This is a genomic window from Primorskyibacter flagellatus, assembly GCF_900176485.1.
Lineage (GTDB): Bacteria > Pseudomonadota > Alphaproteobacteria > Rhodobacterales > Rhodobacteraceae > Primorskyibacter > Primorskyibacter flagellatus.
In genome coordinates this window covers 53,604-79,634 of the sequence record NZ_FWYD01000016.1, presented here as the reverse complement: position 1 = coordinate 79,634, position 26,031 = coordinate 53,604, and the positions used below count along the sequence as shown (strand labels likewise).

The following is a 26,031-nucleotide window of genomic DNA, read 5'->3' as shown; positions in this document are numbered from 1 at the left end:
GGAAAGGCAGGCTGCTTCGGCATCGGAACGGCTCCTTGGCGGGTTGCCCAAGTCTACCAGATCACGCCGAAAGAAGCAGGTTTTTCAGACGTTCCCATAGTTCATAGGCTCTGCCCAGGCACGGGATGCTCTTGGCCACCGCTCAATGACCAAAGGCGCGCTCCAGCCTCTTCCAGTCTGCTTCCGTTCCGGGCAGACCAAGCCTGATCCAGTTCGGGTCATAGGGAAAGATGCGGGTCCATATGTGGTGCCGGGCCAGTGCGCGTTGCAAGGCTGCGGCATCTGGCGCGGCATATGTACGAAACAGGGGCGTTCCTCCGACAAGGGGCAGGCTACTTTTCGACGCCAGCGCATCAAGGCGGAGCGCGTCAAGGGTCAGCCTTTCCGTCGTCCGAATCTGCCAGGCGCTGTTGTCATAAGCGTCTATCGCGATCTCGATGGCTGGCCCGGAAACAGGCCATGGACCGGCAAGGTCTGACAATTGTGCGATCCATGGCTCTGGACCCAATGCAAAGCCAAGACGCATCCCCGCCAACCCAAAAAACTTTCCGAAGGACCGCAGGACCAGAACATTGTCGATCTCGTGAAGAACCGGCGCGAGCGACAGCTCGGGCTGCACGTCGACAAAGCTTTCATCGACGATCAGCATCCCTACTGTGCGTGCCAGATCACGCAGGCTTGCCGGATCGTGACATTTGCCGTCAGGATTGTTGGGATTCACGACAACGGCCAGATCGGCACCCCGCAACGCGGCAAGGGATGATACCTGGGTCACTTGCCAGCCGGCCGCGCGCAAAGCGGCCCCATGCTCGTTATAGGTCGGAGACAGAATGCGCGCTTCACTGGCGGTGCGTAAACGGCCCATGATCTGTATGGCACCCTGGGCGCCGGCAAGCGCGGTCAGGGCAGCTTTGGTCCCAAAGGCCCCTTGTGCCGTGCGCAAAAGGCGCTGCATATCGCTGCGGCGGGGAAGGTTTTCCCAAGCAGGTGGCGAGATCTGCGGCACCGGATAGGAAATCGGATTGATGCCGGTGGAAAGGTCGATCCATTGATCGACCCTCCCGCCATAGTGTCGGATGGCTGCATCAAGATTGCCGCCGTGATCGCGGGGTGTTTTCTGCTCTGTCGGTGCCATGATGGCCTCAAGACACCGCAATTGCCAGGAGCGCAAGAACCATTCCAGTCATCGCCCTGCGATAAAGATGAAGCGCGCGCATCAGGTCTGTTGCCGTGGGGTCCGGTGCGCCCGCATTCAGCCATGGTTCGCTGACGGTGGTATTGCCATAGCTGCGTGGGCCGGACAGACGTATGCGCAAGGCACCTGCAACGGCGCCTTCGGGCCAGCCGGCATTTGGCGATCTATGCGCGTGGGCGTCGCGGCGGACAACCTGCATCGCGGCGCGCCAGTTGCGCCCGGCGGCGAGCGCAAAAATACCGGCCGTCAGGCGCGCCGGAATCCAGTTGGCCACATCATCCAGGCGCGCCGCGACCTTGCCGAAGGCCTCGTATCGCTCGGATCTATGACCGATCATCGAATCCAGCGTATTGATAACTTTATACGCGACGATTCCCGGCAGGCCCGCAACCACGCCCCAGAACACCGGTGCAACGATGCCGTCGCTGGTGTTTTCAGCCAGGCTTTCGATGGCGGCACGCGCAACCCCGTGCTGGTCAAGCTGGGCTGGATCTCGCCCGACAATCATCGACACCGCGCGACGCGCACCCACAAGATCACCTGCGACAAGCGGGCGGGCGACGGCATGGACATGATCGTGCATAGACCGCAGCGCGATCAGCGGCCATGCCAGAAGGCCCCCCAGACACAGACCCAGAACGCCATCGGGCAAAACCATTTGCAGCGCCAGGGCCGGCAGAACGGCAACCGCCAAACAGACCGCGACCGTCAACAGACCGCCCAACATGCGCCGGTTGCGACCACCATGGTTCAGCCTTTCATCACATCCCGAAATTACCTTTCCAATCCAGCCAACGGGATGGCCGATGCGCGTATACAAGGCCGTCGGCCAGCCGAGGCAAACGTCGATCAACGTGCCGGTCAGGATCATCAAAGCAAAACTCATGCCAGCCCCGTTGCAAACTGGAAAACGCCGTTCAGGCCTGCTTTTTCCAGCGCCGCCGTTGAACTTGCAGGAACCGAGCCAGGCCGAAATATCAGACCTCGGGCCGATCCCGTATGCGCCCGCACGACGCCGAGAGCACCCAGATCTTCGGCAAGCTCCGCCATGGGGTCGCGCGGGCCGCGCAAGGCGGTGCAACGGCTGGCCGATATGCTGGCCAGTCGCCCAAGGCTTGACAGATCCCCGGAACGTGCCGCGGCGCACCAAGGCGTGAGCAGGTCGGAAATATCGGGGAACTCCGTGTCGAGAGCATCGGTACGCTCGGGCGCGCCCCAATAGCCACCGACAATCACGCAGGGCGGCGGCGGCGGGACCGTATCTACGATGCGGCCACTGCGCGATGCCCAGATCATCGCATCGGGCGCAGGCCACATCAAAGGATCTGTCGCGCCCTCTATGTCAAGACAGGCCTGTGCAAGATCCATCGGCGGACCGGAAAAGCCCGCGCCATAAGCAAGTGCCGTCAGGGTGGCAGAGGATGCCCCGGCACCGCATCCGGGCGGTATGTTTGACGACAGTCGCGGCCATGGCGCAGCGCCAAGACGCAGCGCATGGCGGAACCGCGCAAGCTGGTCGGGCGGGAACATCGCACTGTCTGCATTCGCGGTCCCGTCGGTTTCTATCTGCACCCACAAGGCGCGACACGGCAGGGTGATCAACGCAACCTCGCCATCCGGCATCAGACAACCTTGCATCCATTCACCAAAATGCCCGTAGACCCTGCGCGGCGCGTGGATCATCGGGCCGTCTCGTTCACGCTGGAAATAGCGACAAGCCCTGCCGGGCCAACCCTGAACCTGCTCAGCGAAAGCGGCGCGACCTCGAATGCAAGCGCGGCGCTGGGGACTTCGATAACCTGAGCAATCGCCGCCCTGACGATCCCCGCGTGAACGACAAGCGCAATCGGGCCGTCTATGGCATGGGCGCGTTCGGCCAGTTCCTGCAAAGCAGGCCATGCGCGGGCGCAAACCGCATTGAAACTTTCGCCTTTGGGTGGCGCGTAAGCAGCCAGATCCGCCCCCCCCAGGGGGCCAAGGTCGGGCAATTCGGCATAGGCCAGCCCTTCGTGGTCGCCGAAACTCTGCTCCCACAGCCTTGCATCCGCTGGTATGTCGCGACCATCGGTCCAGATCGCAGCAGCCGTTTGGCGGCACCTGCGTGCGGGGCTGCTGATCACCTGTGCGACGCCGCCAAGGCGCCGTCGCAAACCCAGGATGTCAGACGCATCCAGACGTGCCGGCGCATCGGTGCGCCCGAACAGGCGGCCCTGTTCGGCAATCGGCGCGTGACGGATCAGGATAAGTGACGCCAAAGGCGCATTTTTTCCGGCCATGATGACGCCTGCATGTTCCCTTTCACTTCGAAACCTGCTTTTCCATAAACCCATGAAAAAGTCGATGCTGATAACGGGCGGTGCAAGGTCGGGAAAGTCTGCGCTGGCAGAGCGTTATGCCGTGGCCGCGACCGGCCGCGCCATCTATATTTCCACCGCCGACGCGCATGACGACGAAATGGCTGCGCGCATTGCCGCCCATCAGGCCAGGCGCGGCCCGGAATGGTCGCATATCCACGCCCCTTTCGCGCTGGCTGATAAACTGCGGCAGTCGGATGGCGGGCACCCGCGACTGGTAGATTGCCTGACGCTGTGGCTTAGCAATCTGATCCTGTCGGACGGCGACTGGCGCGCCGAAACCGCCACTCTGCTCGACGCGCTTGCCGACCAGACGGCACCGGTAATCTTTGTCACGAACGAGGTTGGCGCCGGCATCGTTCCCGAAAACCGCTTGGCCCGCGACTTTCGCGATGCAGCAGGCTGGGTCAACCAGACCATCGCGCAAGCTTGCGACGAGGTCGTGTTCTGCGTGGCGGGCTACCCCATGAAAGTGAAATCCAATGACCATTCTCTCTGATCTGCATTCTCTGGACGATATCGCGGCGCTGCATCTGCCCGAATGCGATCACGCGGCGGCCGCCGCTGCCAAAGCGCGTCAGGACAGCCTGACCAAACCGCCCGGATCGCTTGGCCGTCTTGAAGAGCTGGCGATTTTCATGGCGGGCTGGCAGGGCCGCGAACGGCCCCAGATTGCCCGCGCCCAGGCGCTTGTCTTTGCGGGGAACCACGGAATTTGTGATCAAGGCGTAAACCCTTTTCCCCAAGAGGTGACGGCGCAAATGGTGGCCAATTTTCAGGCCGGCGGTGCCGCAATCAACCAGTTATGTCGCGCCAGCAATGCCGATCTGTCTGTTGTCGCACTGGAACTGGATCGCCCGACGCGGGATTTCACGCAAGGCCCCGCGATGGATCCTGCCGAGACGATCGAGGCAATGCAGCGTGGTGCAGCCGCCGTCGATCCCGAAGCATCGGTCCTTGTCCTTGGCGAAATGGGGATCGGCAATTCGACTGTTGCGGCTGCACTGGCCTGTGCGGCCTTTGGTGGTGCCGCGACCGGATGGGTCGGGCGGGGAACCGGGTCAGACACTGACGGGCAGGCACACAAGGCGCGAGTCGTCGAAGCGGGCGTTGCCCGTCATCAGGCGGCGCGGGGCATGGCGATGCTCGCGGCGCTTGGCGGGCGGGAACAGGCGGCCATCTGCGGCGCGGTTCTGGAAGCGCGCGCGCGGTTGATGCCGGTCATACTGGATGGCTATATCTGCACCGCCTCGGTCGCCCCGCTGTTCGATACCGCCCCAAGGCTGCTGGATCATTGCCTTGTCGGCCATGCCAGTGCGGAACCCGGCCACCTTCACCTGCTGGAAGCAATGAGCAAACCTCCGATCCTCTCAATGCAGATGGCCCTTGGCGAAGGATCGGGTGCGGCGCTGGCGCTTGGCGTGTTGCGCGCCGCGCTGGAATGTCACAACGGCATGGCCACTTTTGCCGAGGCCGGAGTGTCGGACGGATGAAACCCGCGACGGCCCGGATTGCAGAACTGCAACTCGCGGTCATGCTGCTGACACGCCTTCCCGCAGGCCAGTTGAAAGATCCCGCGCCAAAGCTTTCGGACGCGCAATGGGCCTATCCGCTTGTCGGATTGATCGTCGGGCTGATCGCCGGGATCTGTCACGGCGCGGCGACAGGCCTTGGGGCCAGCCCGGCGCTTGCGGCTATCCTGTCCCTTTCCGCCATGATCCTGTCCACCGGCGCATTGCATCAGGATGGTCTGGCCGATTTTGCGGATGGGATGTGGGGTGGCCACAACACGGCGCGCCGGCTGGAGATCATGCGCGACAGCAGGATCGGCAGTTACGGTGTTCTGGCGCTCGGACTGTGTTGCGCGATCTGGAGCGCCTCGGTGGCGCAGCTGGCCGGCTCTGCGGATTTGGCTGCGTTCCTTGCCATCGGTGTGCTGAGCCGCGTCGCAATGACCGTCTGCCTTGCAACAATGCCACCCGCCCGACACGATGGGCTTGGCGCGCAGGCCGGGCGCGATACGCGCGCAAACCTGACGGTGTCGGCGTTTCTGGCGTTGGCGGCGGTCATTGTGCTTGGTCTGGATGGTCTGATCGTGATGCTGGTGGTCGCGGCGGTGACTTTTGTCATTGCAAGGACCGCGCAACAGCGTGTCGGCGGGCAGACAGGCGATGTTCTGGGCGCGGTTCAATTCCTTGCGGAAACCGCTGCCTGGGCAACGCTTGCCATATTGAGCAACTAGGGGCCGACCGGGCGGACAAGTCCCTCGCGGATTTCCACCTCTGCGCTGGTGATCTGCGCCCGGAACGCGGCAGAGTGGCTGACCAGAAGGATCGCTTGCGGCAAACCTTGCAGGATTTCGATCAACCGCGCCTCGTTTTTCACATCCAGCGCATTTGTCGGCTCGTCCAGCAACAGGACTTCCGGCTCCATCGCCAGAACGGTTGCCAGCGTCACCAGACGTTTTTCACCCCCCGACAGCTTGTGAGTGATGCGGTCGCGCAGATGGGCAAGCCGCAGATCCGACAGCAGCCGGTCTACGATCTCCAACGCCTCGGATTTCGATTTGCCAAGGTTCAGCGGTCCAAAGGCGATATCCTCGGCGACGGTGGGGCAAAACAGCTGATCATCAGCATCCTGAAACACCAGGCCGATGCGGCGGCGGACCTCGTGAAAATCGGTCTCTTGCGTGCGGGGCTGGCCAAAGGCGCGGATCGTGCCGCGCTGCGGTGCCTGAAGGCCAAGGATCACCCGCAGCAGCGTGGATTTGCCCGACCCGTTCGGGCCGGTCAGGGACAACCGCTGACCTGGCAGCAATTGCAACGCCGCACCCGCCAGGATGGCAGGCTGACCGGGATAGCTGATATGGATGTCTTCCAGTTCGATCAACGCCATGCGATTTCCAGACAGATCAACAGTAACACCGCGCCACCGAACAAGACGGCAAACCGCCGGTCCACCACCGTCAGAGCAAAATCCTGCAACAGATGGATGCGCCCGGAAAAGCCACGACATTTCATTGCTTGCAATATCCTTTCAGATCGTTCGATTGCGCGCACGAGCATCATCCCCACCAGATACCCGAAGCTGCGATAGGTATGCCAGTTGGTGCCGGGCCGAAAACCGCGCACCTTCATGGCGGCGCGCAGCCGCAGGTATTCCTCGCGCAGAACCTCGATATAGCGGATCGTGAACATCAGCAGATGCACAAGAGTTTCGGGCATCCGCAGCTTGTGCAGCGCGTGGCCCAGTGTCACGGGCTCCATCGTGCCGACCAGTGTCATCAACGCCAGAATAACCGCATTGGCCGTCAGGGCGATTTCCACGCCGCGCCACAGCCCTTGCCAGCTGGCGGTCGCGCCCCAAAGCGTGAAAATGGGATCGCCCGGCACGGTGAAGGGCAACAGCAGTAACATGAAAATGATAAAGCTGTCCATCATCGCCATGCGTTTCAGGGTCGGGCGCAAAGGCAGGCGTGACAGGAACAGAAGGCCCATCGACAGACCCAAAGCGACGCTCAGCGTCATCAGCGACGACAGCCCCACCACCACGATGCCGAAGCTGATCGCGGCAAGAATACGCACCCGTGGATCGACGCTGCCGATCCGTCCCGACACACGCAGCGCGCCGGTTTCGGTCAGCGTCTTTTCATTCTGTCCAAGCGCATGTGCCATGTCCTAGGCCTCCAGCTTGCGGCGCGCCGCGAGGTAAAAGCCCAGCCCGAACAGCCCCACGATATAGCCGATGCCGCCAAGGATGGTCTGAAAGCCGTTATGCTCCTTATAGGCCGCGATTTCACGGCGGAGGGGGCGGATTTCGTCGCGCACCGCCTCGGCGATGGCCTGCCGCTCTGTTCCGGTCAACGTCGCGACCGTGACGTCGCCCGCCGCGGCCGCTTGAGATATTTCGGTCATGGCGGAACGCGCACCTTCCGGTGCCGCTTCGCCAAGAATCTCGGCCACCTGATCGGCAGGCATCGTTACCTCGGCGACATGGCCTGCCCCCAGATTGACGCTGAACACATGCGCCACGGGCAAAGAGGGGACGAAGATAAAGAACCCGTCCCCATCGGTGATCGCACGGCCCAGTTCGGCACCATCCGGACCGGTCACGACGACCTCTGCATTTGTGGCCATGTCACCGTTTGAAAACCCGATTTCGCCTTCGATGGCTTCACCGGCGGGGAACACCCCCGCGATGACCTTATGTGCCAGCGCAGGCAGGGGGGCCACGATCAGCACCAGAGCAAGGATCAGATGTTTCATGCGGGGAGTCCTTTGACGAACAGCTCTGGTTTGACCTTGCGGGCAAGCAATATGGCAAAGCCGGTCAGCACGGCCTCGATGGCCATGACCGGAACATGGGCAAAGAAGACCAGTTTCGCGGCGGGCAGGAATTCATCGCCCGACATGGCCAGAGAAACGGCCACCATCCCCGTCGTTGCGGCAATGGCAAAGGCCCCGCCAACACCGCCCCAGACGGCACCCTGAACCGGCGAGCCGCGCCCGATCAGCCGCCCGAACACCATCCAGGCCAGCACGGCGGGCAGCGCGATATTCACCGTATTGACCCCAAGCACCGTCAACCCGCCAAAGCCGAAGAACACCGCCTGCAACAACAGGCCGACAAACAGCGCCGGAAAAGCGGCGAAGCCAAGCAAAAGCCCGGCCAGACCGTTCAGAATCAGATGTACCGAGGATGGCCCGATGGGCACATGGATCAGCGAGGCGACAAAGAAGCTGGCCGACAGCACCCCCGCGGCGGGGATGCGTTCCAATGTCAGGCTGCGCAGGCCAAGCGCGATGCCGCCCACTGCCGCAACCGCCCCGGCGATCACCACCGGATTGGACAGCGCGCCATCTACGATGTGCATGGCCGGATCACTCCATGTCCCAGGCGCGGATCCAGATCACCGCGTCCTGGCTAAGTTCCTTGCCTTCATGCTCGGTCGCAGGGCCAGAGCCGAGCGCGGCAAAGCCCCAATATCCGGCCTTGGGGACTCCGAAAGTGAAATATCCGTTGGTATCGGAAACGGCGACAATGGTTCCACCCGGCAGCGCGCCCACGACCGGCGCGCTTGACGCAGCATTTTCCATGTCGGGCTCGGCCGCCATGTATTCGATTTCGATCTCGGCACCGGCAACCGGCTGGCCCTCGGCCAGAACCTGCCCGGTAAAGGTCGACCCGGCCAAGATGTTGTACGGCTTGTTGAGCGGCACGATTTCCGTGGGCAAGCCGACCGGGTTCATCCAGTCGGTTGGCAATTCGCTGCGGTTCAGGAACGCCTTGGTGATCTGCTGGATATAGATATCCTCGGATTCCTCGTAATAAGGGACCGGCACCGTGACCAGAATGTAATCGCCCGAGCGTTTGACCGGCACGCTTCCCTTGAACGCGGCACCGCTGTTTTCGCCGCCGGTGAATTGCACGGTTTCCAGCGTGTCCTTCAGGTCAGTCTTCTCGCCATTATGGATCATGTAGAAGTCTTGTGGCAGATCCAGGTCCATCACATGACCGTTGTCCATGGGATGCCAGAAGATCAGCTTTACCGGCACATCGCCGGGGCGTTCGATCATGGTGTCCGTAGTATATTCCAGCAGGAAATGTCCCGAGGCCATCGCAGGCAGGGTCAGCGCAACAGCGCTGGCAATAAGGGTCTTTTTCATCAATCCGTCCCGTCTATGGTGCCACACCCGGCACCTTTTTCATGTGAACGGCGGGGAAGGATCGGACCGGGACGGTGCACCAGAGATCGGCGCGCGGATGCCACGGCCAAACGCACACCCCGGCGTCCGGTGGATGCGCCCCGTTTACCATGGGGCACATGTCCGGCAGGTCTCCTGGCTTGCGGGTCAATGCGTTGGGCCAGCCTTCCCGGATTGCTCCAGTGGCATATTGGCCCTGCTCGCCGCTGACAGTTGCGGGGGCAGCTGTAGACTTGGCGCTAAACGGCACCGCACTACATTCCCTCTTTCGCCCGAAAAGCAACGGGACCGGTCATGGCGCTTAATTGACAGACCAGGATGCGTGGCGTCAATCCATAATACGCGCCGCAGGCCACCAGATCTGTGCGACGGCCCTAAGACTCGGCGGTGTGCGCGCGCAACAGATAGGTATCCATGATCCAGCCATGCCGCGCCCGCGTCTCTGCTCGGATTTGGATAATCCGTTGCGCGACATCGCCGATCCGGCCATGCTCCAGAATCTGTTCCGGCATTCCCAGAAAGGCCCCCCACCAGATACGCGTATCGGCGGGCAGGGTCTGAAAAGTGCAATCGCCATCCAGCATCACGACCAACGTCTCTGCGTCCTCGGGCCAGCCATGATCGCGCAGCCGCCGCCCTGTGGTGATCGTCACCGGCCCGTTGAGCGTGTTCAGCGTCAGCGCATGCGCCGCCGTCAGGGCCTGAATGGCGGTGATACCCGGCACCACCCGCAGGCGCGGCACGGGGGTCAGCCGCCGGGCAATGCGCAGCGTGCTGTCGTATAGCGAAGGATCGCCCCAGACCAGCAGCGCCACCGGCCCGGCCTGCCCTGCCCCGGTCAGCGCGCTCTGCCAGCGGCGGGCAATCTCGTCATGCCAACGCGCGACTCTTTCGGGATAAGGCAAGGCGGGGTCGCGCACCGGGTAGTCAAAGGTGACAACCCGCGCCTGCGTGCCGCTGGCTTTCAGGATGTGGTATCGCAACGCCGCCAGATCGCCCTTGCCCGCGCCCTTGTCAGGCACCAGCACCACTGCCGCATCGCGCAGCGCCTGCATTCCCTCGCCGGTGACATGCGCCGGGCTGCCGGTACCAATGCCGATCAGCCAAAGATCGAAGGATGCGGCGGTCATGCCGGTGGCTCAGCCAAGGGGCCATAAAGGATCAGCGCCGCGCTGTCGCCGACCTCCTGTGACAGCCGTGCGGCCAGAGTTGTAACATCCGATCGGGTGATGCGCTGTTCGGGCCGGCTGACATCCTCGGCCAGAATGGCGGGCGTGTCGGGCGGCAGGCCATGTGCCAGCAGCCGCGCCAGAAGGCCCGGAAAGGTCCGCTTGCCCATGAATATCACCGTCGAGGCTGTCGGATCGGCCAGCGCGGTCAGGCTGATGTCGCCAGGTAGCTTTCCGGTCACGTCATGGCCGGTGACAAATTGCACCCGGCGCGCTGTCAGACGGCGGGACAGAGGGATGCCCGCCGCCGCCGCCGCGGCCACGGCAGAAGGAACGCCGGGAATGATCTCATAGGCGATACCTGCGGCGCGCAGGGCGACCAACTCTTCCTCCAGGCGGCCGAAAAGGCCGCCATCGCCGGATTTCAGCCGGACAACGCGCTGGTCGATCTTCGCGTAATCCACCAGCAGGCGACTGACATGATCCTGCTGCGGAGACGCGCGCCCGGCGCGTTTGCCGACCCCTATCAGATCCGCACCGCTACGCGCATGGGCGAGGATCGGACCCGCGCTGAGATCATCGAACAACACCGCATCGGCGCGCTTCAATCGGTCCACCGCCTTGAGCGTCAGCAATTCGGGATCGCCGGGGCCGGAGCCCACGAAACTGACAAAACCGGTCATCGTGGGGCCTCTTGCGCGGTGATCAGATGAAAGAACGTGCCGGTGACATGGCCCCGGCATGACCCGGTCTCGGGCACCGGCGCACCATCGGCATCCGCCACCCGCGCCAGCGGTGCGTCGGGCTGTTCAAGGATCGTGGAATAGTGGAATTCATGTCCCAGAAGCTGCGTCCCCGCAGCGTGTCCCGGCATCGGGGACAGCAGATCGACACGTCGATAGCCCAGGTGGAACTTGCGTTTCTCATAGCTGGTCACAAGGCCCAGCAGACCGGCCATTTCATGCGCGGTTCCCTCCTTGTCGATCAGCGCCGCGCCAAGCGCCATATAGCCGCCGCATTCGCCGTGAACCGGGCGCGAACGCGCGTGCCGGATCAGACCTGCGCGAAAGCGGCTCGCCGCTGCCAGCCGCCCTGCGTGCAGTTCAGGATACCCTCCCGGCAGCCAGACGAGATCGGCACTGGCGTCGGGTGCCTCGTCTGCCAACGGCGAGAAGGGAAGGATTTCCGCACCTGCCGCGCGCCAGCCCTCCAGCTGGTGCGGATAGGTAAAGGAGAACGCCGCGTCCTGCGCTAGCGCGATCCGCCCCGCCGGTGCCGATGGCCAAGGTCGCGCGCCGTCTTGACCGCGCTGGCCACGGGCGGCGTTGCGCAGCGCATCCAGATCGACATGGGCGCGCAGGAAATCGGCATAGGCGGCAATCGCGGCCTCCAGATCAGGATGCTCGGCCGCCTGAATCAGACCCAAGTGCCGTTCGGGCAAGACGAGATCGCCGCGCCGGGGCAAGGCACCCAGCACGGTCACGCCGGCCTTTTCCATACCCAGCCGCGCCAGCCGCTCGTGGCGCGGCGAGGCCACGCGGTTCAGGATGACCCCGGCAAAGGGCAGATCGGGTTGGTAGGCCTGAAACCCAAGCGCCGTCGCAGCGGCGGATTGCGCCTGCCCACTGACATCGACGACCAGAACCACAGGCCACCCCATGTGCCGCGCCGTTTCGGCGGAGCTGCCAAAACCGCTTTGGCCGCGTGTGGCGACGCCATCGTAAAGACCCATCGACCCTTCGGCGATACAGATATCCGCGCCCTGCGACTGGGCGGTGACTGTGCCAAGAAGATCCGCCCCCATCGCCCAGGTATCAAGATTGAACGAGGCCCGCCCGCAAGCCGCGCGGTGAAACGCGGGATCAATGTAATCGGGGCCGGATTTATAGGGCTGCACGGTCAGCCCCTCTTCGGCCAACGCCCGCAGCAAGCCCAGCATGACCGTGGTCTTGCCGGTCCCTGAAGACGGGGCCGAAATCATCAGGCCGGGCGGAACGGAGGCCGGATCAACCATCGCCGTGGCTCCAACCCGCCCAGGGACTTTCCGCGCTTTGCGGTCGATAGCGCCGGTCATAATCCACCGAATAGAGGCAGCTTTCGTCAAACCCCTCTCCGGCCAGCGCCGGCCCGACAAGGATCAGGGCAGTACGGGTGATCTCGGCGTCCAATCGTCCGGCAATATCGGCCAGCGTGCCGCGAATGATCCGCTCATCCGGCCAGCTTGCGCGATAAACGACGGCCGCAGGGCAGTCAGCCCCGTAGGCCGGGGTCAGATCAGCGGTGACGGCGGCAATGTTCTGCACCGACAGGTGGATGGCCAGCGTCGCCCCCGTGGCCGCGAAGTTGGTCAGCGTCTCGCCCGTTGGCATGCTGGAGGCGCGTCCAGGCGTCCGCGTCAGAACAACCGATTGCGCCAGTCCGGGCAAGGTCAGCTCGCTTCCGAGCGCGGCGGCGGCAGCGGCAAAAGACGGCACCCCCGGCGTGACCGAAACGGGGATGTCCAGCGCCCGCAGGCGGCGCATCTGCTCGCCCATGGCGGACCAGACCGAAAGATCCCCCGAATGCAGCCGCGCGACATCCTGACCTGCCGCGTGGGCTGCCTGCATATGCGATATGATGGCATCCAGATCCAAGGCCGCTGTGTTGATGATGTTCGCCCCCGCTGGGCAATGGGCCAGAATTGCCTCGGGCACCAAAGATCCGGCATAGAGGCAGACCGGACACGCCGCGATGATGTCCCTGCCCCGCAGGGTCAGAAGGTCCGGTGCGCCGGGTCCGGCTCCGATAAAATGAACGGTCATGTCGCGTCTCCTATCGCGATTGCGCAGGTTGCCAGCCTGTCCGGTGAAATCAGCCTTGCGGCGAGCAGGCGCGCGCCCGGCCCCGCTGCGGCCAGTGCTGCCGCTTCGGCAACACTGGCGGTGCCATAGTGGTCGTGCGATGCGACCGAGTGGGTCTGAACCGGCTGTATGACGAGTTCATTCGCAGGCACCGCCACAACGGGCAGACCAAGCGCCTGCGCAAGGTCGATGAATGGCGCGGCCTTCGCCTTGGCCGATGCCGTGGCCAAGCTGTCAGGCGCAACGCCGTGCAATTCAAGAGCGCTGCGCAGACTGCCCACATTCGCCGTGCTGCGAAATCCGAAACCCGCGACAATCATAGAGTCACGCTCCATTGTACGATGGGATAGTTGGCTTTCCAGCCCCGCCCCGACCCCAGCGGCGCGGCGCGGGCCAGCTCGATCCGAAGCAGATCACCACCCCGCCGTGCCTGTGTCTGCGTCAGCAAGGCCTCGCTTTCCAGCGTCACGGCATTGGCCACCAGCCGCGTTCCGGCCGGTAATGTCGCCTCAAGCCAGGTCAGGAGATCATCGGACAGCCCCCCGCCGATAAAGACGCAATCGGGCGTCTGCAACTCTTCAAGCGCGGTGGGAGCTTCGCCTTCGATGACCTGCAACCGATCCACCCCCAGCGCTGCCGCGTTCGACGCGATGCGCGCAGCGCGCGTAGGGTTGCGCTCGATCGTGGTGGCACTCAGGCTGGGATCGCCAAGAAGCCATTCGATCGCGATCGACCCCGAGCCGCCGCCGATGTCCCAAAGATGCTCGAACGGGCGCGGGGCCAGCGCGGACAGGGTCAGCGCCCGGACCGGCCGTTTCGTCATCGTGCCGTCGCTGTCGAAAAAAGCATCCGGCCGGCCGCTGGCCAGCGGCAGCGCCACGCCGGTGCCCGCAACCTCTATTGCCGCGCAGACCGGGTGCGCATGGTTGTCGGTGACACCGTCGGCGGCGCGTAAATCGCTGCGCCGCGCCTGCGGCCCACCCAGCGATTCCAATACGCTGATCCGCGACGCGCCCCAGCCCTGTGCTGTCAGATACTGCGCCAGCGTCGCCACCGCCGCCCCATCGCGCAGCAGCACGATCAGCCGCACGCCCGCCGCAAGCGCCGGGCGCAGCCGCGTCAACGGCGCTGCGTGCAGCCCGAAACACCGCGTTGTTTCTAAAGCCCAACCCATGACATTGGCCGCAAGCGAAAAGGTCGAGACACCGGGCAAGGCGCGCCATTCCCCCGGCGCGAGATGACCCATCATGCTGGTTCCCGCTCCGAACCAGAACGGATCGCCCGAGGCCAGCATCACAACGCGCCGACCACGATATTTCAACAAGATGTCCACCCCGTCCGCGAAAGGTACCGGCCAAGTCACAAGCTCGGCCCCGTGAGGCGGCAAAAGCGCCAGCTGACGCTGCGCCCCCATGACGATTTCCGCAGATCCAAGCGCGTCGAGGCTTGCACGAGACAGGCCATCCGGCGCATCTTCGCCAATCCCGATGATGGTCAGCCACGGAGCCTCATACATGGACAAAAACCCCCTCATCCTTGGTGGCACAACCGAGGCAACGGCGCTTTGCCTCGCGCTCAGCGCGGCTGGCATAGGCGGCACCATATCCTTTGCGGGCCGCGTGATGCGCCCCGTGCGGCAGCCCCTGCCCCAGCGCGTCGGCGGCTTTGGGGGCATAGCGGGGCTGGTGCGATACCTGGCAGATCACCGCATCAGCCATGTCATCGACGCAACGCACCCCTTCGCCGCACAAATAAGCGCCAATGCGGTCCGCGCCTGCGCAGAGGCACAGGTGCCCCTGATCGCGCTTGGCCGCGCGCCCTGGTCTGCCGGGCCGGACGACAATTGGGCACATGTGCCGGATATTGCGGGCGCGGTCGCGGCGCTGAACCGGCCCGCCGCCCGCGTGATGCTGGCCGTCGGACGGATGCATCTGGCCGAATTTGCCCCGAACCCGCAGCATTTCTACCTGCTGCGCCTGATCGACGCGCCGGAGGCGGCGCTGCCCTTTCCCGATTGTCGGATCGTACAGGATCGCGGCCCGTTCACGACCGAGGGCGATCTTGCCCTGATGCGGGCACACCGGATCGACCTTGTGGTCTCCAAGAATTCGGGCGGCACCGGTGCGCAGGCCAAGCTGCTGGCGGCGCGCGCACTTGGGATTCCGGTCGTGATGATTGATCGGCCTGCCTTGCCCCCGCGCCTCGAAGCGCATGACGTGGCAGCGGTTCTGGACTGGCTGGGTCATGGCAGGACCGATCTGGGCGTGTAGACGATCGGGCGGGGCGCGCCCTCGATCACCCGAGTATTCGAGGCCCCTACGATGACCACTGTGCGCATATCCGCCATCTCGGGGAGCGCGTCATTCAGGGGTATGACTCGGATCTCCTCCGCGGGCGTGGACACGGCCCGCGCAAAGATCACCGGGCGCGCATCACCGCAGGCCTTTTGCAAAAGGTACAGCGCGCGCGCGAAACCTTCGGGGCGGGATTTTGAGCGGGGGTTGTAGAATGCCATTGCGAAATCGCCTTCGACGGCGAGGCGCAGGCGTTTTTCGATCAAGGCCCAGGGTTTCAGGTTATCGCTCAGATTGATGGCGCAAAAATCATGCCCCAGCGGCGCACCGATCCGGGCGGCAGCGGCCAGCATGGCGGTAATTCCCGGCAGAACCTCTATGTCCAGATCGCGCCATATTGCCGGCCCGTATTCCAGCGCCTCGAACAGGGCCGAGGCCATCGCAAAGACGCCGGGATCGCCGGAAGAGACCACCGCCACCTTGTGACCTCGGGCGGCGAGCGACAGAGCATGGCGCGCCCGGTCAAGCTCGACCCGGTTGTCGCTGGGATGCAGTGTCAAACCTGCACGCGGCGCTATTCTGGCAACATAGGGAATGTAGCCGATCACATCACTGGCCGCTGCAAGCGCATCAGACACCTGCGGCGTGACCAGATCATCTGATCCGGGGCCAAGCCCTGCGATTTTCACCCAGCCCGTCATGGCCTGCGCCCCTGCCCATGCACGACAATGATCGAGAAATAGGGCGTGACCCGGCCTTCGGCATCCGACAGTCGCTGGACGGTCTGGCCCGGCATGCTGGCATATTCGATCAGCCAGGCATCTTCGTATTTTCCCGACGCCTCCAATGCCGCGCGAACCTTTTCGATATTGCGCCCGATCTTCATCACGACCAGCGCATCGGTGGTCTTCATCCGGTCGGTCAGGTCAGCCGCGCTTAGCGTCCCCATCAGCACGGTCAGGACATCGTCGCCCCAAGTGACCGGACTGCCCGTGGCGGTCCATGCCGCCGACATACCGGTGATCGCCGGCACTACCTGCACCGGAACGTCATCTTTCAGCCGCGTGTAAAGATGCATGAACGACCCATAAAAAAACGGATCGCCCTCGCTTAGGACAATCACATCCTCGCCCCTTGTGGCCAAGGCACGCAAATGCGCGGCGCACTCGGCGTAAAACCGTGACAGAATTTCGTTGTAACGCGGATCGGTCACGGGAATTTCGGTTGTGACCGGGTATTCCATTGCAAATTCAATAGCATCCGGGTGCACTAGCCCGTCGATTATCGCGCGAGCCTGTCCGGTACGGCCGGCTTTGCGAAAATAGGCGATATGGCGCGCCCCGGTCAGCAGCCTGTGGGCGCGCAGACTCATCAAGTCTGGGTCGCCGGGGCCAAGGCCAACGCCGTGGATCGTTCCGACGTTCATTCCGCGCGGCTCGCGATGGCGTTGATTGCGGCGACGGTGATAGCGCTGCCGCCCAGACGCCCCTCCACGATGCAGCACGGCACCGGTTGATCCGCCCAAAGCGCATCCTTGCTTTCGCGCGCGCCGACAAAGCCGACAGGGCAGCCGATGATCGCGGCGGGGCGCGGACATTCCGGGTCTTCGAGCATGTTCAGCAGGTGGAACAACGCGGTGGGCGCGTTGCCGATTGCGACCACCGCACCGCTCAGATGCGGGCGCCACAACTCCAGCGCAGCAGCGGACCGGGTATTGCCCATCTGCGCCGCAAGGTCGCGCACACGCGCGTCATGCAAGGTGCACATCACCGGATTGTCCGCCGGCAGACGCGCCCGAGTGACGCCTTCGGATACCATGCGCGCATCGCATAGGATCGGCGCGCCGCCTTCCAGTGCTGCGCGCGCGGCATCGGCAAATCCCGGCGACAGCCATACGTCCCGCTCCAGACCGACCAGCCCGGCTGCATGGATCATGCGTACTACAATCGGTTCTTCTGAGGCCGAGAAGCGGTCCAGATCAGCCTCGGCCCGGATCATGGCAAAGGATTGGCGGTAGATCTCCGCACCATTGGTTTCATAGGTATACGGCATCTTATGTCAGAATCCTTCAGTCATCAGGTCGTCGGGGTGTAGCCCGGTTGTGAGAGGTAAATCTTCTGCGCAGCCCGCCCGCACCAGATCGAATGCGCCGTTCCGCCCGATCAGCGTCACATCGGCGGGTCGCGCCCGCGCACAGCCTTTGGAACAGCCCGACACATGCAGGCTGCCCTGCATCCGTGGTGCCAGTGCCCGCGCCAGATCACGCGTTTCAACGCTGGCGGATGGGCAAACCGGCGCGCCGGGGCAGGCATCGACGCGCATCAGCGGATCGTCAGGTGCCGTGATGAAGGCAGTCGCGTCGGGCAGACCCACCCCTTCCAGCAGGAACGTCCGCCACGGCGTCAGTCTTAGTCCCGTCGCGCCCTTCAGGACCCCCTTCAAGGCACGCGCGTCGATCTGCCCGAAGGGCGCACCGACCAGTGCCCCAAGGGGATGCAGGCCGATTTCCGCTTGGGCGGCAGTTGCGCGCGGTGGCGCGTTTGACCAGTCTTCGGGCAGGATGTCGCGGGCCGATACCAACGCCATTCGGCGGGCCTGCGGCGTGACATGATCGGCCAGCCATACTGCCATCTCGATCAGCGCGGGTATCGCCGTTGCGACCGTCACGGCGCGTCCGCAAGCGGCACCATCTGCGCGCAGGATCAAGCCCGACTGACCCTGTTCGATCCTGATATCGGCAGAACAGCGCGCCAGTTGCGGCCCCGCCGGATCGCAATCGACCGCAAAACCGACCTTTGCCGGCAACTCGGGCAGATCAGCAAGACAGTCCAGCAACGCGCGCGTGAGCCGGGCCGTCAGATCACCCTTGGTCCAGAAAGGCGCAACCAGAATGTTGCGGCGTTCCTCTATCCTTGGGTCTTTATCCAGCAGGCCCAATGCGCCCAGCCCTGCCAGAACGGTATCGTGATCCGCCTCCGCCACGCCGCGTATCTGTAGATTGGCGCGATTGGTCAGGTCGATAGATCCCGACCCGTAGCGCAAGGCGATGTCGCACAGCCCTGCGCCCTGGTCCGGTGTCAATCGTGCCAGCCTTGGCCGCACACGCATCACCAAACCATCCGCCGACAGCATCGGACGGTAAGCACCGGGGCACCAGCCTTTGACCGTGGGCGGCGTTGTCATTGCAGCCCCTCCAGAGCGGCGACAACGGAATTGCGCCGGGTTTGCCACAGGCCCGCCCGCAGCAGGTCGGCAAAACGCGCCTGCATCGCTGCATGAGCTTGCGGATTGGCGTCGCGCAAAAAGCCATCGGTTTCCGGATCTCCCAGCGTGGCGTCGTGATAAAGATCGAACAGATGCGGTGCGACCGCACCGGCCAGATGCGCGAAGCTGGCCATATGATCCAGCGTTGCAGCGATCTCGGACGCACCGCGAAAGCCGTGTTGTTTCATCCCCGAGATCCAGCCGGGATGGGCCGCGCGCGCATGAACCACGCGGGCAATCTCTTCGGACAATGCACGCGCTCGCGGGCGCGCAGGGTCGGTATTGTCCAGATGATAAAGGGCTGCGCGCCCGCCCGCGATCTGTTGCGCAGCGGCGAACCCCGCTTCGTGGGCGGCGTAATCGCTGGCCAGCAAGAGATCGGTCTCGGGCAGGTCCTGCGCATGCACGAAACTGTCGGCCTGCGCCACCCGGTTCCGGATACCTGCCGCGTCCGGCAAGGCCGCTTCGCCGTCCAGCGCCCAATTGCTGGCCTTCAGCCAAGCCTCGCCCGCCTTGCGCCGCCCTGCTTCGGTGTAATCATCCAGTGCCGCGCCCATTGCCAGGCCGAACTCGCCCGGTGCGGGACCATAGACACGCGCCAGATCAGCGTGCCCGACATAGGGGTTCCAATCCGCCGCCTCCTCGCGCGCAGCGAGGGCGCGGACAGCCTGCGAAAAAAGCGCCGAGAGCGTCGGGAACACGTCCCGAAACAGGCCCGACACCCGCAAGGTCACATCAATGCGCGGGCGATTCATTTCGGTCAGCGGCACCACTTCGATGCCTGAAACACGTTCGGACCCGGCATCCCAGACGGGGCGGACGCCCAAAAGATCCAGGGCCATGGCGAAATCCTCACCCGCCGTGCGCATCGTGGCCGATCCCCAAAGATCGACGATCAGGCCGCGCGGCCAATCACCTTCGTCCTGAAGATGGCGGCGGATCAGTTCTTCGGCCAGCCGCACGCCCTGAGCAAAGGCGGCGCGTGTCGGCACCGCGCGCGGATCGGTGGTGAACAGATTGCGCCCGGTGGGCAGCACGTCGCGCCGTCCGCGATAGGGCGATCCCGATGGCCCAGGCGCAATGCGCCGCCCGTCCAGCGCATCCAGCAGCGATTGCCGTTCGCCCTCGACCGACCCGGCGGTGGCAAAAGGCGTCTTTCCGCGTGGGGCGCGCCCCCAGATATGCAGCCCTTCACCGAACTGGCTTTCCTTGATGTCGCAGACGAAGCGATCAATGCGGGTGATCGCCTCGGCGCTGCATGAGGCCCCGTCCAGCCCAAGATCGCGCTCGACCCCTTGCGCCTGCGCCTCCGCCCGGATGTCGCCCTGAAGCCGGTCCCGGCGGCGCGGGTCAAGCCCGTCAGCGTTGGAAAACTCGTCCAGCAGCGCCTCCAGCCGGGCCAGCCGGTCCGGCGTGCCACTGTCGCGCAGCGGCGGCGGGATGTGGCCAAGGGTGACGGCCCCGATCCGGCGCTTGGCCTGCGCAGCCTCGCCTGGATCGTTGACGATGAAGGGATAGATCACCGGCAAGGCACCGGTCAGCGCCTCGGGCCAGCAGGTGCCGGAAAGGGCGACCGATTTGCCCGGCAGCCATTCCAGAGTGCCATGTGCGCCGATATGGACCAGCGCATCGCTGTGCTGTTGCAGCCAGAGATAGAAGGCGACATAGGCGTGACGCGGCACGCGCGACAGATCGTGATAGCTGTCTTCGCGCCCGTCTTGCAGCCCACGTTCGGGTTGCAGTGCGATCCAGAGCTTGCCGCAGGCCGTGACGGCAAAGTGAAACGCGCCGTCATGGGCATCGGGGTCATCGTCGGGCACACCCCAGGCGTTTTGAAGATCGTCCCGCATGACGCGTGGCATCCTGGCCAGCGCGGTTTTGTAGTCAGTCAGAGACCAACGCATCTGACGCGCGGCAAACATATCCTGAAGCGCCTCTCCGGTGAGTGGGGTCTCTGCCCCGGTGTCATATCCGGCAGCGGCAAGATCCTCGATGATCGTGCGCGCGGATTGCGGCGCATCAAGGCCAACCGCGTGGCCCATATTCCAGTCCTTGCCGGGATAGGTCGACAGCACCAGCGCAACCCGCCGATCCATTGGTGTCTTTTGGGCGAGGTCCAGCCACCCCATGACGCGGCTGGCGATCGCGCCGACACGCTCTTCCTCGGCCTGATGGGCCAAACGGGAAAACTGCAAATGACTGTCGCGCGGGCCTGCTTGCTTGAACGAGGCGACCCCGGCCAGAATGCGCCCGTCCACCTCTGGCAAGACGACATGCATGGCCAGATCGGCGGGCGACAGACCACGTTCGGCCTTGGCCCAGGCGTCTCGGGTCGCGGTGGCAAGCACCACCTGGAACACCGGCACCCCGGCCGCATCCAGCGGCGAGCGGCCATCGTCGGCCTTGCCGGAAAAGGCGGTGGCGTTGACGATGGCATCGGGGCGCAGATGCGTGATCTGGCGACGCAGCCAGCCCGCCACTTCCGGTGTCTTGAGCGATGGCACGAACAACGCCAAGACATCGCAGCCGTGCCCGCGAAGCGCGGAGAAAAGCGCCTTGATCGGTGCCAGATCGGCGGCGACCAGATAGGACCGATAAAAAACGAGGACGATGCGGCGCTGCCCCGCCAGCGCCTCTGGCTGGCCCAATGCCGATACCGGGCAGGCCGGCCCCGCCTCCGGGGTCCACGCCCCGACCGGGGGCAAGCCCTTGGCCCCCTGCACCGGACCCGCATACAGCCCCGCCGCCAACGCCATTTGTGCCAAGGCCGCCTGCGCGGCAACTGTCCCGCCGGTATCGCAAAGATGCGCCAACCTGCGCAGGGTAGAAAGCGGCAAGGTGGACATCTCGTCCAACCGCCTGTCGGGCCGTCCGTCGCCGGGCAGGACCGCAAGCGCAATCCCGTGCGTGCGTGCCAATGCCTGAATATGTTGCAGACCATAAGGCCAATAGGGCACGCCACCGATCAACCGGATCAGGATGCCCTTCGCGCCGGAAAGCGTATTCTCGACATAAGTATCAACCGACAGAGGATGCTTCAGCGCGGCAATATTCGCCAGCCTGAGCGAGGGCAGACGCCCCTCGGCCCCGCCACCCCGGTGCCAGCCTTCCGCGAAGGCCCCGAGGTCGGAATCAGACAGCGACAGCACCACCAGATCCGCGGCATCCTGCCCCAGATCGGTTGGTGTCTCGGTCTCTTCAAGCCCGTGACTTTCGCGAAAGACGACATGCATCGGCAGCTACTCTGCCGCGCGGACCGAGGCCGCACCAAGGGCGGCGCGGATCACGTCGGGATTGAGGTCGTCATGCTCGGCGATCACCACCAGCCTGCCTTGCCGCGCCTCGTCATCGCGCCACGGGCGGTCATACTGGTGGCGCACGCGCGCGCCCACCGCCTGCACCAGAAGGCGCATCGGTTTGCCCGTCACCGCGGCATACCCTTTGATGCGGAGGATGTTGTGATCGCGCGCCAGCGCCCCGATAGCGGCGACCAGCGTGGCGGGGTCGGCCTGATCGGGAATGTCCACCACGATGGATTCAAAATCGTCATGTTCGTGATCGTCGTGGTCATCGTGATGGCTGGGCCGGGCCTCCATGTCATCCTCTGCGGCGGCCTCAAGCCCCAGAATGATACGGGCATCAACCACCCCCTCGGCAACCTCGATCACCGGCAAGGGGCGCGGTGCCGCGGCCTCGATCAGCGCCTTGGCCTTGGCGACGCCTTCGGGACCGGCCAGATCGGGCTTGGTCAGCAGGATGATGTCGGCGCAGGCAATCTGATCTTCGAACACTTCCGACAAGGGTGTTTCGTGGTCGATGCTGTCATCAGCCGCGCGTTGCGCATCAACCGCCGCCACGTTGGGCGCGAACCGGCCTGCCGCGACCGCCTCGGCATCGGCAAGGGCAATCACCCCGTCCACAGTGATTTTCGACCGGATATCGGGCCAATCGAACGCCTTGAGCAGCGGCTTTGGCAGCGCCAGCCCCGACGTTTCGATCAGGATGTGATCGGGGCGCGGCTCCAGCGCCATCAGCGCCTCTATCGTGGGAATGAAATCATCGGCCACGGTGCAGCAGATGCAGCCATTGGCCAGTTCAAGGATATTCTCGGCCGGGCAATCCGGGATCGCACAGCTTTTCAGGATTTCGCCGTCTACGCCAACATCGCCGAATTCGTTGACGATCACGGCCAGACGCTTGCCGCCGGGGTTCTGCATCAGGCCCCGGATCAGGGTGGTCTTGCCAGAGCCGAGAAACCCGGTGATCACGGTGACAGGAAGTTTCGCAAGATCAGTCATTCAGGGCCTCCTGAGGCTGGGTCATTGGGGGGATACGGGCCACGCAATTGCGCTTGAAATGCTCGGGGCGCTCGCGCCAGGGGATCAAGCCGTCATTTGTGGTGTGATAACGCGCGGCTCCGTCCAGGATCATCTGGGCGTGATCGACCTCGTCAACATTGGCGAAGACATAGGTCCATTTGTCATCTCCGCCGCGCAGCGCGACGGTGCAGCCGTAATCGCAGTTCTGCAAACATTCGACCGGCGCGATACTGATCCCCGGCGGCATCTCCAGCGCGGTGATCGCATCATAAAGCGCCTCTCCGGGGCGGCGCGCATCCTGTGGCATGTCCTGGCCCCGTCGGCATTTGACGCAGACCAAAAGCTGCGTCGGCGGCCCGTCCCGACTTGTAGGGTTTCGTTTGTCTGTCATGGTCTTCGGTCCCATTCTGAAATGGGACGCGGGTCTGATGGCGAGGCAGCACTGACCAGCAGAGCAATCCCCGACACCGGAACACCCCGTCCGGTCGTGGCAACATGTGTTGGCAGGTCTCCCGGCTCACGGATTTAGGGGCGGTGCCCTGCGGTGGATCTGCCTTCCCAGCCTTTGGCCAGTGGCGGTGATCCACCTTTTTCCGTTCACGGTCGCGGGGGCGGCTGTGCTTAACCGGAAAACCTCCGGGCGCACATTCCCTTTTCACCTGTTTACACAGGCACCAACACAGGTGCAGATGCTCCTAAACCAATTGGATTGTCAAGAACGGGGACGAACAATGACCGACGACATAAATACGCGCCATGCGGATAAAATGCGCAAGATCAAGCAGGCCCGTGACAAGATGATGCAGACCAAGACCGAGGAAAAAGGCCTGATCATCGTGCATACCGGCGCGGGCAAGGGCAAATCGTCATCGGGGTTCGGCATGATCATGCGCTGCATCGCGCACGGCATGCCCTGCGCTGTGGTCCAGTTCATCAAGGGCGATTGGGTGACCGGTGAAAAGCTGTTCCTGCGCGAACGCTTTGCCGATGAATGCCGCTTTCTCGTCTCGGGCGAAGGGTTCACATGGGAAACACAGGACCGCGAACGCGATATTGCGGCAGCGCAAAACGGCTGGAAGATCGCCAAAGAGCAGATCCTCGACCCTGATATTCGCTTTGTCCTGCTCGACGAAATCAATATCGCCCTGCGGTACGACTATCTGGATATCGACGAGGTTGTCGATTTTCTGCTGCACCAGAAACCGCCCATGACCCATGTTTGCCTGACCGGGCGCAACGCGAAACCCGAACTGATCGAGGCGGCGGACCTTGTTACCGAAATGACGCTGGTCAAGCATCCGTTCCGCGATGGCATCAAGGCGCAAAACGGCGTGGAGATGTAGGCATGGCGCGGGCGCTGATGATTCAGGGCACCGGGTCCAATGTCGGCAAATCCATGCTGGTTGCAGGGCTGTGCCGCGCCGCCCGCAATCGCGGGTTGTCGGTGGCCCCGTTCAAACCGCAGAACATGTCGAATAACGCTGCCGTCACATCCGATGGCGGCGAGATCGGTCGCGCGCAGGCGCTTCAGGCACAGGCCTGCGGGCTGCGCGCGCATACCGACATGAACCCCGTCCTGCTGAAGCCGGAAACCGACACGGGCGCGCAAGTCATCGTGCAGGGCCAGCGGCTGACGACCACCAAGGCCCGCGATTATTTCAAAATCAAGCCCACCCTGATGGCTTCGGTTCTGGACAGTTTCGGCCGGCTGGGCCGCGCGCATGATCTGGTGATCGTGGAGGGGGCTGGAAGCCCGGCGGAAATCAATCTGCGCAAGGGCGATATCGCCAATATGGGCTTTGCCGAAGCCGCCGGAGTGCCCGTTATCCTCTGCGGCGATATCGACCGCGGCGGCGTCATCGCACAGATCGTCGGTACGCAAGCGGTGCTGGATCCAACCGATGCCGCCCGTGTACGCGGCTTTATCATCAACAAGTTCCGCGGGGACCCGCGTCTTTTCGACGATGGCTATGCCATGATCGAGGCGCGCACGGGCTGGCGCGGCTTTGGTGTCGCACCGTGGTTCGCCGATGCCTGGCGCCTGCCTGCCGAGGATGCGCTGGATATCCGGCAGGCACCGCCCAAAGGACGTCTGCATATTGTCTGCCTGCAATTCTCACGCATTGCCAATTTCGACGATCTCGATCCGCTAATGGCAGAACCGGAAGTGCGGCTAACGATGCTACCGGCCGGGCACCCTCTGCCGGCGGATGCCGATGTGGTGATCCTGCCCGGATCGAAATCGACACGGGGCGATCTGGCGTTCTTGCGCGCGCAGGGCTGGGACATCGACCTGATCGCACATCACCGACGCGGCGGCCGCATTCTGGGGATATGCGGCGGCTATCAGATGCTGGGGCAAAGCGTTGCCGACCCCGATGGGCTGGAGGGTCCGCCGGGCGTCACGCCCGGTCTGGGTCTGCTCGACACCACGACGGTAATGGGGGGCGACAAACACCTGACCGAGGTGACGGCCCGTCATGTGGCCACGGGCCTGTCGTTCAGCGGCTATGAAATCCACATCGGCACCAGCGATGGCCCCGACAGGACGCGGCCCTTTGCCCATGTCGCGGACGCGCCCGAAGGCGCGGTGTCACCCGATGGCCGGATCAGCGGCAGCTATCTTCACGGGATGTTCGCCGATGACGCGTTTCGCCGCGCCTGGCTTGCCGCACTTGGCGTATGTGCAGGCCCGCAATCCTACAATGGCGTGGTCGAGGAAACACTGGATGCGCTGGCCGCGCATCTCGAGACGCATCTGAACGTCGAGGGCCTTCTGGCTATCGCGCAGACCTGAACGTCACCTCCAAGCACCTACCTAGAGACGCGCGACGGAAAGCCTTGCCCTGACAAGTGCTTGGGCGGTGATATGCGTAAATGGTGGGATCAGG

Annotated in this window: 28 protein-coding genes and 2 riboswitches; of the genes, 6 read left to right on the top strand and 22 right to left on the bottom strand. The window is 64.0% G+C overall.

From position 1 onward, the window contains the following. Nucleotides 1–142: 142 nt before the first annotated feature. From cobD to B8991_RS15865, 4 genes are read right to left on the bottom strand one after another with little or no spacing between them, the layout of a single operon-like run. Nucleotides 143–1,135, bottom strand: coding sequence for a threonine-phosphate decarboxylase CobD (cobD, locus tag B8991_RS15880; RefSeq protein ID WP_084353925.1), 993 nt, complete (start codon nucleotides 1,133–1,135; stop codon nucleotides 143–145). Nucleotides 1,136–1,142: 7 nt separating this feature from the next. Further along, nucleotides 1,143–2,081 carry an adenosylcobinamide-phosphate synthase CbiB gene (gene cbiB / locus B8991_RS15875; protein WP_084353924.1) on the bottom strand — a complete coding sequence of 313 codons (939 nt, stop codon included), beginning with the start codon at nucleotides 2,079–2,081 and terminating at the stop codon, nucleotides 1,143–1,145. After that, the gene (locus B8991_RS15870) at nucleotides 2,078–2,878 is read right to left on the bottom strand and encodes a hypothetical protein (protein ID WP_084353923.1); all 801 of its coding nucleotides are present in this window, start codon (nucleotides 2,876–2,878) and stop codon (nucleotides 2,078–2,080) included. Before B8991_RS15870 ends, cbiB begins: the two co-directional genes overlap by 4 nt. Further along, complete coding sequence (locus B8991_RS15865; protein WP_084353922.1) at nucleotides 2,875–3,471, bottom strand: histidine phosphatase family protein; 597 nt, start codon at nucleotides 3,469–3,471, stop codon at nucleotides 2,875–2,877. Before B8991_RS15865 ends, B8991_RS15870 begins: the two co-directional genes overlap by 4 nt. Before the next feature lie 52 nt (nucleotides 3,472–3,523). On the opposite strand from B8991_RS15865, the gene cobU reads away from it, so the two are divergent. From cobU to cobS, 3 genes are read left to right on the top strand one after another with little or no spacing between them, the layout of a single operon-like run. Then, nucleotides 3,524–4,048 carry a bifunctional adenosylcobinamide kinase/adenosylcobinamide-phosphate guanylyltransferase gene (gene cobU, locus B8991_RS15860; RefSeq protein WP_084353921.1) on the top strand — a complete coding sequence of 175 codons (525 nt, stop codon included), beginning with the start codon at nucleotides 3,524–3,526 and terminating at the stop codon, nucleotides 4,046–4,048. Then, nucleotides 4,032–5,042, top strand: a complete 1,011-nt coding sequence (gene cobT / locus B8991_RS15855) for a nicotinate-nucleotide--dimethylbenzimidazole phosphoribosyltransferase (protein ID WP_084353920.1) — start codon at nucleotides 4,032–4,034, stop codon at nucleotides 5,040–5,042. The genes cobU and cobT overlap by 17 nt, the downstream gene beginning before the upstream one ends. Continuing rightward, nucleotides 5,039–5,791, top strand: a complete 753-nt coding sequence (gene cobS, locus B8991_RS15850; protein ID WP_084353919.1) for an adenosylcobinamide-GDP ribazoletransferase — start codon at nucleotides 5,039–5,041, stop codon at nucleotides 5,789–5,791. The genes cobT and cobS overlap by 4 nt, the downstream gene beginning before the upstream one ends. Here the strand turns inward: cobS and B8991_RS15845 are convergent. From B8991_RS15845 to cbiT, 11 genes are all read right to left on the bottom strand, one after another. After that, complete coding sequence (locus B8991_RS15845) at nucleotides 5,788–6,444, bottom strand: energy-coupling factor ABC transporter ATP-binding protein (RefSeq protein WP_084353918.1); 657 nt, start codon at nucleotides 6,442–6,444, stop codon at nucleotides 5,788–5,790. The genes cobS and B8991_RS15845 overlap by 4 nt on opposite strands. Next, a complete protein-coding gene (cbiQ, locus tag B8991_RS15840; protein WP_084353917.1) occupies nucleotides 6,435–7,223 on the bottom strand; it encodes a cobalt ECF transporter T component CbiQ in 789 nt (262 codons plus the stop codon). Before cbiQ ends, B8991_RS15845 begins: the two co-directional genes overlap by 10 nt. Before the next feature lie 3 nt (nucleotides 7,224–7,226). Next, a complete protein-coding gene (locus B8991_RS15835) occupies nucleotides 7,227–7,814 on the bottom strand; it encodes a cobalt ABC transporter permease (protein WP_084353916.1) in 588 nt (195 codons plus the stop codon). Continuing rightward, nucleotides 7,811–8,422 carry a cobalt transporter CbiM gene (gene cbiM, locus B8991_RS15830; RefSeq protein ID WP_084353915.1) on the bottom strand — a complete coding sequence of 204 codons (612 nt, stop codon included), beginning with the start codon at nucleotides 8,420–8,422 and terminating at the stop codon, nucleotides 7,811–7,813. The genes B8991_RS15835 and cbiM overlap by 4 nt, the downstream gene beginning before the upstream one ends. 7 nt (nucleotides 8,423–8,429) lie before the next feature. Beyond that, nucleotides 8,430–9,215 (bottom strand): DUF4198 domain-containing protein, encoded by a 786-nt coding sequence (locus tag B8991_RS15825; protein WP_084353929.1) that lies wholly within the window; start codon nucleotides 9,213–9,215, stop codon nucleotides 8,430–8,432. Nucleotides 9,216–9,362: 147 nt separating this feature from the next. Then, nucleotides 9,363–9,562, bottom strand: a riboswitch (cobalamin riboswitch). 66 nt (nucleotides 9,563–9,628) lie between these two features. Next, nucleotides 9,629–10,384 carry a precorrin-6A synthase (deacetylating) gene (gene cobF / locus B8991_RS15820; RefSeq protein ID WP_084353914.1) on the bottom strand — a complete coding sequence of 252 codons (756 nt, stop codon included), beginning with the start codon at nucleotides 10,382–10,384 and terminating at the stop codon, nucleotides 9,629–9,631. Beyond that, nucleotides 10,381–11,106 carry a uroporphyrinogen-III C-methyltransferase gene (cobA, locus tag B8991_RS15815; RefSeq protein ID WP_084353913.1) on the bottom strand — a complete coding sequence of 242 codons (726 nt, stop codon included), beginning with the start codon at nucleotides 11,104–11,106 and terminating at the stop codon, nucleotides 10,381–10,383. Before cobA ends, cobF begins: the two co-directional genes overlap by 4 nt. Then, a complete protein-coding gene (locus B8991_RS15810; RefSeq protein WP_084353912.1) occupies nucleotides 11,103–12,437 on the bottom strand; it encodes a cobyrinic acid a,c-diamide synthase CobB in 1,335 nt (444 codons plus the stop codon). The genes cobA and B8991_RS15810 overlap by 4 nt, the downstream gene beginning before the upstream one ends. Beyond that, the gene (gene cobM, locus B8991_RS15805; protein WP_084353911.1) at nucleotides 12,430–13,224 is read right to left on the bottom strand and encodes a precorrin-4 C(11)-methyltransferase; all 795 of its coding nucleotides are present in this window, start codon (nucleotides 13,222–13,224) and stop codon (nucleotides 12,430–12,432) included. The genes B8991_RS15810 and cobM overlap by 8 nt, the downstream gene beginning before the upstream one ends. Next, a complete protein-coding gene (locus B8991_RS15800) occupies nucleotides 13,221–13,598 on the bottom strand; it encodes a cobalamin biosynthesis protein (RefSeq protein WP_328588518.1) in 378 nt (125 codons plus the stop codon). Before B8991_RS15800 ends, cobM begins: the two co-directional genes overlap by 4 nt. Continuing rightward, nucleotides 13,580–14,779, bottom strand: a complete 1,200-nt coding sequence (gene cbiT, locus B8991_RS15795; protein ID WP_084353909.1) for a precorrin-6Y C5,15-methyltransferase (decarboxylating) subunit CbiT — start codon at nucleotides 14,777–14,779, stop codon at nucleotides 13,580–13,582. The genes B8991_RS15800 and cbiT overlap by 19 nt, the downstream gene beginning before the upstream one ends. Between cbiT and B8991_RS15790 the strand changes: the two genes are divergently transcribed. Further along, nucleotides 14,778–15,533, top strand: a complete 756-nt coding sequence (locus B8991_RS15790; protein WP_084353908.1) for a cobalt-precorrin-6A reductase — start codon at nucleotides 14,778–14,780, stop codon at nucleotides 15,531–15,533. The two genes, cbiT and B8991_RS15790, sit on opposite strands and share 2 nt — an antisense overlap. Here the strand turns inward: B8991_RS15790 and cobJ are convergent. The 7 genes from cobJ to B8991_RS15755 are packed head-to-tail and all read right to left on the bottom strand — an operon-like array spanning nucleotide 15,506 to nucleotide 23,531. After that, entirely contained in the window at nucleotides 15,506–16,258 is a 753-nt protein-coding gene (gene cobJ, locus B8991_RS15785) for a precorrin-3B C(17)-methyltransferase (protein ID WP_084353907.1), read from the bottom strand. The genes B8991_RS15790 and cobJ overlap by 28 nt on opposite strands. Next, a complete protein-coding gene (cobI, locus tag B8991_RS15780; protein ID WP_084353906.1) occupies nucleotides 16,255–16,983 on the bottom strand; it encodes a precorrin-2 C(20)-methyltransferase in 729 nt (242 codons plus the stop codon). The genes cobJ and cobI overlap by 4 nt, the downstream gene beginning before the upstream one ends. Continuing rightward, complete coding sequence (locus B8991_RS15775) at nucleotides 16,980–17,609, bottom strand: precorrin-8X methylmutase (RefSeq protein WP_084353905.1); 630 nt, start codon at nucleotides 17,607–17,609, stop codon at nucleotides 16,980–16,982. The genes cobI and B8991_RS15775 overlap by 4 nt, the downstream gene beginning before the upstream one ends. Before the next feature lie 6 nt (nucleotides 17,610–17,615). Continuing rightward, on the bottom strand, nucleotides 17,616–18,740 hold the full coding sequence (locus tag B8991_RS15770) for a cobalamin biosynthesis protein CobG (protein ID WP_084353904.1): 1,125 nt from the start codon (nucleotides 18,738–18,740) through the stop codon (nucleotides 17,616–17,618). Continuing rightward, a complete protein-coding gene (gene cobN / locus B8991_RS15765; protein WP_084353903.1) occupies nucleotides 18,737–22,054 on the bottom strand; it encodes a cobaltochelatase subunit CobN in 3,318 nt (1,105 codons plus the stop codon). The genes B8991_RS15770 and cobN overlap by 4 nt, the downstream gene beginning before the upstream one ends. A 6-nt stretch (nucleotides 22,055–22,060) precedes the next feature. After that, on the bottom strand, nucleotides 22,061–23,119 hold the full coding sequence (cobW, locus tag B8991_RS15760; RefSeq protein ID WP_084353902.1) for a cobalamin biosynthesis protein CobW: 1,059 nt from the start codon (nucleotides 23,117–23,119) through the stop codon (nucleotides 22,061–22,063). Beyond that, on the bottom strand, nucleotides 23,112–23,531 hold the full coding sequence (locus B8991_RS15755; RefSeq protein ID WP_084353928.1) for a DUF1636 family protein: 420 nt from the start codon (nucleotides 23,529–23,531) through the stop codon (nucleotides 23,112–23,114). Before B8991_RS15755 ends, cobW begins: the two co-directional genes overlap by 8 nt. 94 nt (nucleotides 23,532–23,625) lie before the next feature. Next, nucleotides 23,626–23,834: riboswitch (cobalamin riboswitch) on the bottom strand. 37 nt (nucleotides 23,835–23,871) lie between these two features. Here B8991_RS15755 and cobO point away from each other — a divergent pair. Continuing rightward, nucleotides 23,872–24,483 carry a cob(I)yrinic acid a,c-diamide adenosyltransferase gene (gene cobO, locus B8991_RS15750; RefSeq protein WP_084353901.1) on the top strand — a complete coding sequence of 204 codons (612 nt, stop codon included), beginning with the start codon at nucleotides 23,872–23,874 and terminating at the stop codon, nucleotides 24,481–24,483. A gap of 2 nt (nucleotides 24,484–24,485) precedes the next feature. Next, entirely contained in the window at nucleotides 24,486–25,937 is a 1,452-nt protein-coding gene (locus B8991_RS15745) for a cobyric acid synthase (RefSeq protein ID WP_084353900.1), read from the top strand. The last annotated feature ends 94 nt before the right edge of the window (nucleotides 25,938–26,031 follow it).

Bases quoted from the DNA above. Each gene is read 5' to 3' on its own strand.
- B8991_RS15845 (WP_084353918.1), bottom strand. From the start codon at position 6,444: ATGGCGTTGATCGAACTGGAAGACATCCATATCAGCTATCCCGGTCAG.
- cobO (WP_084353901.1), top strand. From the start codon at position 23,872: ATGACCGACGACATAAATACGCGCCATGCGGATAAAATGCGCAAGATC.
- cbiM (WP_084353915.1), bottom strand. From the start codon at position 8,422: ATGCACATCGTAGATGGCGCGCTGTCCAATCCGGTGGTGATCGCCGGG.
- B8991_RS15790 (WP_084353908.1), top strand. From the start codon at position 14,778: ATGGACAAAAACCCCCTCATCCTTGGTGGCACAACCGAGGCAACGGCG.
- B8991_RS15870 (WP_084353923.1), bottom strand. From the start codon at position 2,878: ATGATCCACGCGCCGCGCAGGGTCTACGGGCATTTTGGTGAATGGATG.
- cobS (WP_084353919.1), top strand. From the start codon at position 5,039: ATGAAACCCGCGACGGCCCGGATTGCAGAACTGCAACTCGCGGTCATG.
- cbiT (WP_084353909.1), bottom strand. From the start codon at position 14,779: ATGTATGAGGCTCCGTGGCTGACCATCATCGGGATTGGCGAAGATGCG.
- cobU (WP_084353921.1), top strand. From the start codon at position 3,524: ATGAAAAAGTCGATGCTGATAACGGGCGGTGCAAGGTCGGGAAAGTCT.
- B8991_RS15800 (WP_328588518.1), bottom strand. From the start codon at position 13,598: ATGGAGCGTGACTCTATGATTGTCGCGGGTTTCGGATTTCGCAGCACG.
- cobW (WP_084353902.1), bottom strand. From the start codon at position 23,119: ATGACTGATCTTGCGAAACTTCCTGTCACCGTGATCACCGGGTTTCTC.
- cobN (WP_084353903.1), bottom strand. From the start codon at position 22,054: ATGCATGTCGTCTTTCGCGAAAGTCACGGGCTTGAAGAGACCGAGACA.
- B8991_RS15835 (WP_084353916.1), bottom strand. From the start codon at position 7,814: ATGAAACATCTGATCCTTGCTCTGGTGCTGATCGTGGCCCCCCTGCCT.
- cobT (WP_084353920.1), top strand. From the start codon at position 4,032: ATGACCATTCTCTCTGATCTGCATTCTCTGGACGATATCGCGGCGCTG.
- cbiB (WP_084353924.1), bottom strand. From the start codon at position 2,081: ATGAGTTTTGCTTTGATGATCCTGACCGGCACGTTGATCGACGTTTGC.
- B8991_RS15745 (WP_084353900.1), top strand. From the start codon at position 24,486: ATGGCGCGGGCGCTGATGATTCAGGGCACCGGGTCCAATGTCGGCAAA.
- B8991_RS15865 (WP_084353922.1), bottom strand. From the start codon at position 3,471: ATGGCCGGAAAAAATGCGCCTTTGGCGTCACTTATCCTGATCCGTCAC.
- cobD (WP_084353925.1), bottom strand. From the start codon at position 1,135: ATGGCACCGACAGAGCAGAAAACACCCCGCGATCACGGCGGCAATCTT.
- B8991_RS15825 (WP_084353929.1), bottom strand. From the start codon at position 9,215: ATGAAAAAGACCCTTATTGCCAGCGCTGTTGCGCTGACCCTGCCTGCG.
- B8991_RS15755 (WP_084353928.1), bottom strand. From the start codon at position 23,531: ATGACAGACAAACGAAACCCTACAAGTCGGGACGGGCCGCCGACGCAG.
- cobM (WP_084353911.1), bottom strand. From the start codon at position 13,224: ATGACCGTTCATTTTATCGGAGCCGGACCCGGCGCACCGGACCTTCTG.
- cobI (WP_084353906.1), bottom strand. From the start codon at position 16,983: ATGAACGTCGGAACGATCCACGGCGTTGGCCTTGGCCCCGGCGACCCA.
- cobF (WP_084353914.1), bottom strand. From the start codon at position 10,384: ATGACCGCCGCATCCTTCGATCTTTGGCTGATCGGCATTGGTACCGGC.
- B8991_RS15770 (WP_084353904.1), bottom strand. From the start codon at position 18,740: ATGACAACGCCGCCCACGGTCAAAGGCTGGTGCCCCGGTGCTTACCGT.
- B8991_RS15810 (WP_084353912.1), bottom strand. From the start codon at position 12,437: ATGGTTGATCCGGCCTCCGTTCCGCCCGGCCTGATGATTTCGGCCCCG.
- B8991_RS15775 (WP_084353905.1), bottom strand. From the start codon at position 17,609: ATGCCGTATACCTATGAAACCAATGGTGCGGAGATCTACCGCCAATCC.
- cobJ (WP_084353907.1), bottom strand. From the start codon at position 16,258: ATGACGGGCTGGGTGAAAATCGCAGGGCTTGGCCCCGGATCAGATGAT.
- cbiQ (WP_084353917.1), bottom strand. From the start codon at position 7,223: ATGGCACATGCGCTTGGACAGAATGAAAAGACGCTGACCGAAACCGGC.
- cobA (WP_084353913.1), bottom strand. From the start codon at position 11,106: ATGACCGGTTTTGTCAGTTTCGTGGGCTCCGGCCCCGGCGATCCCGAA.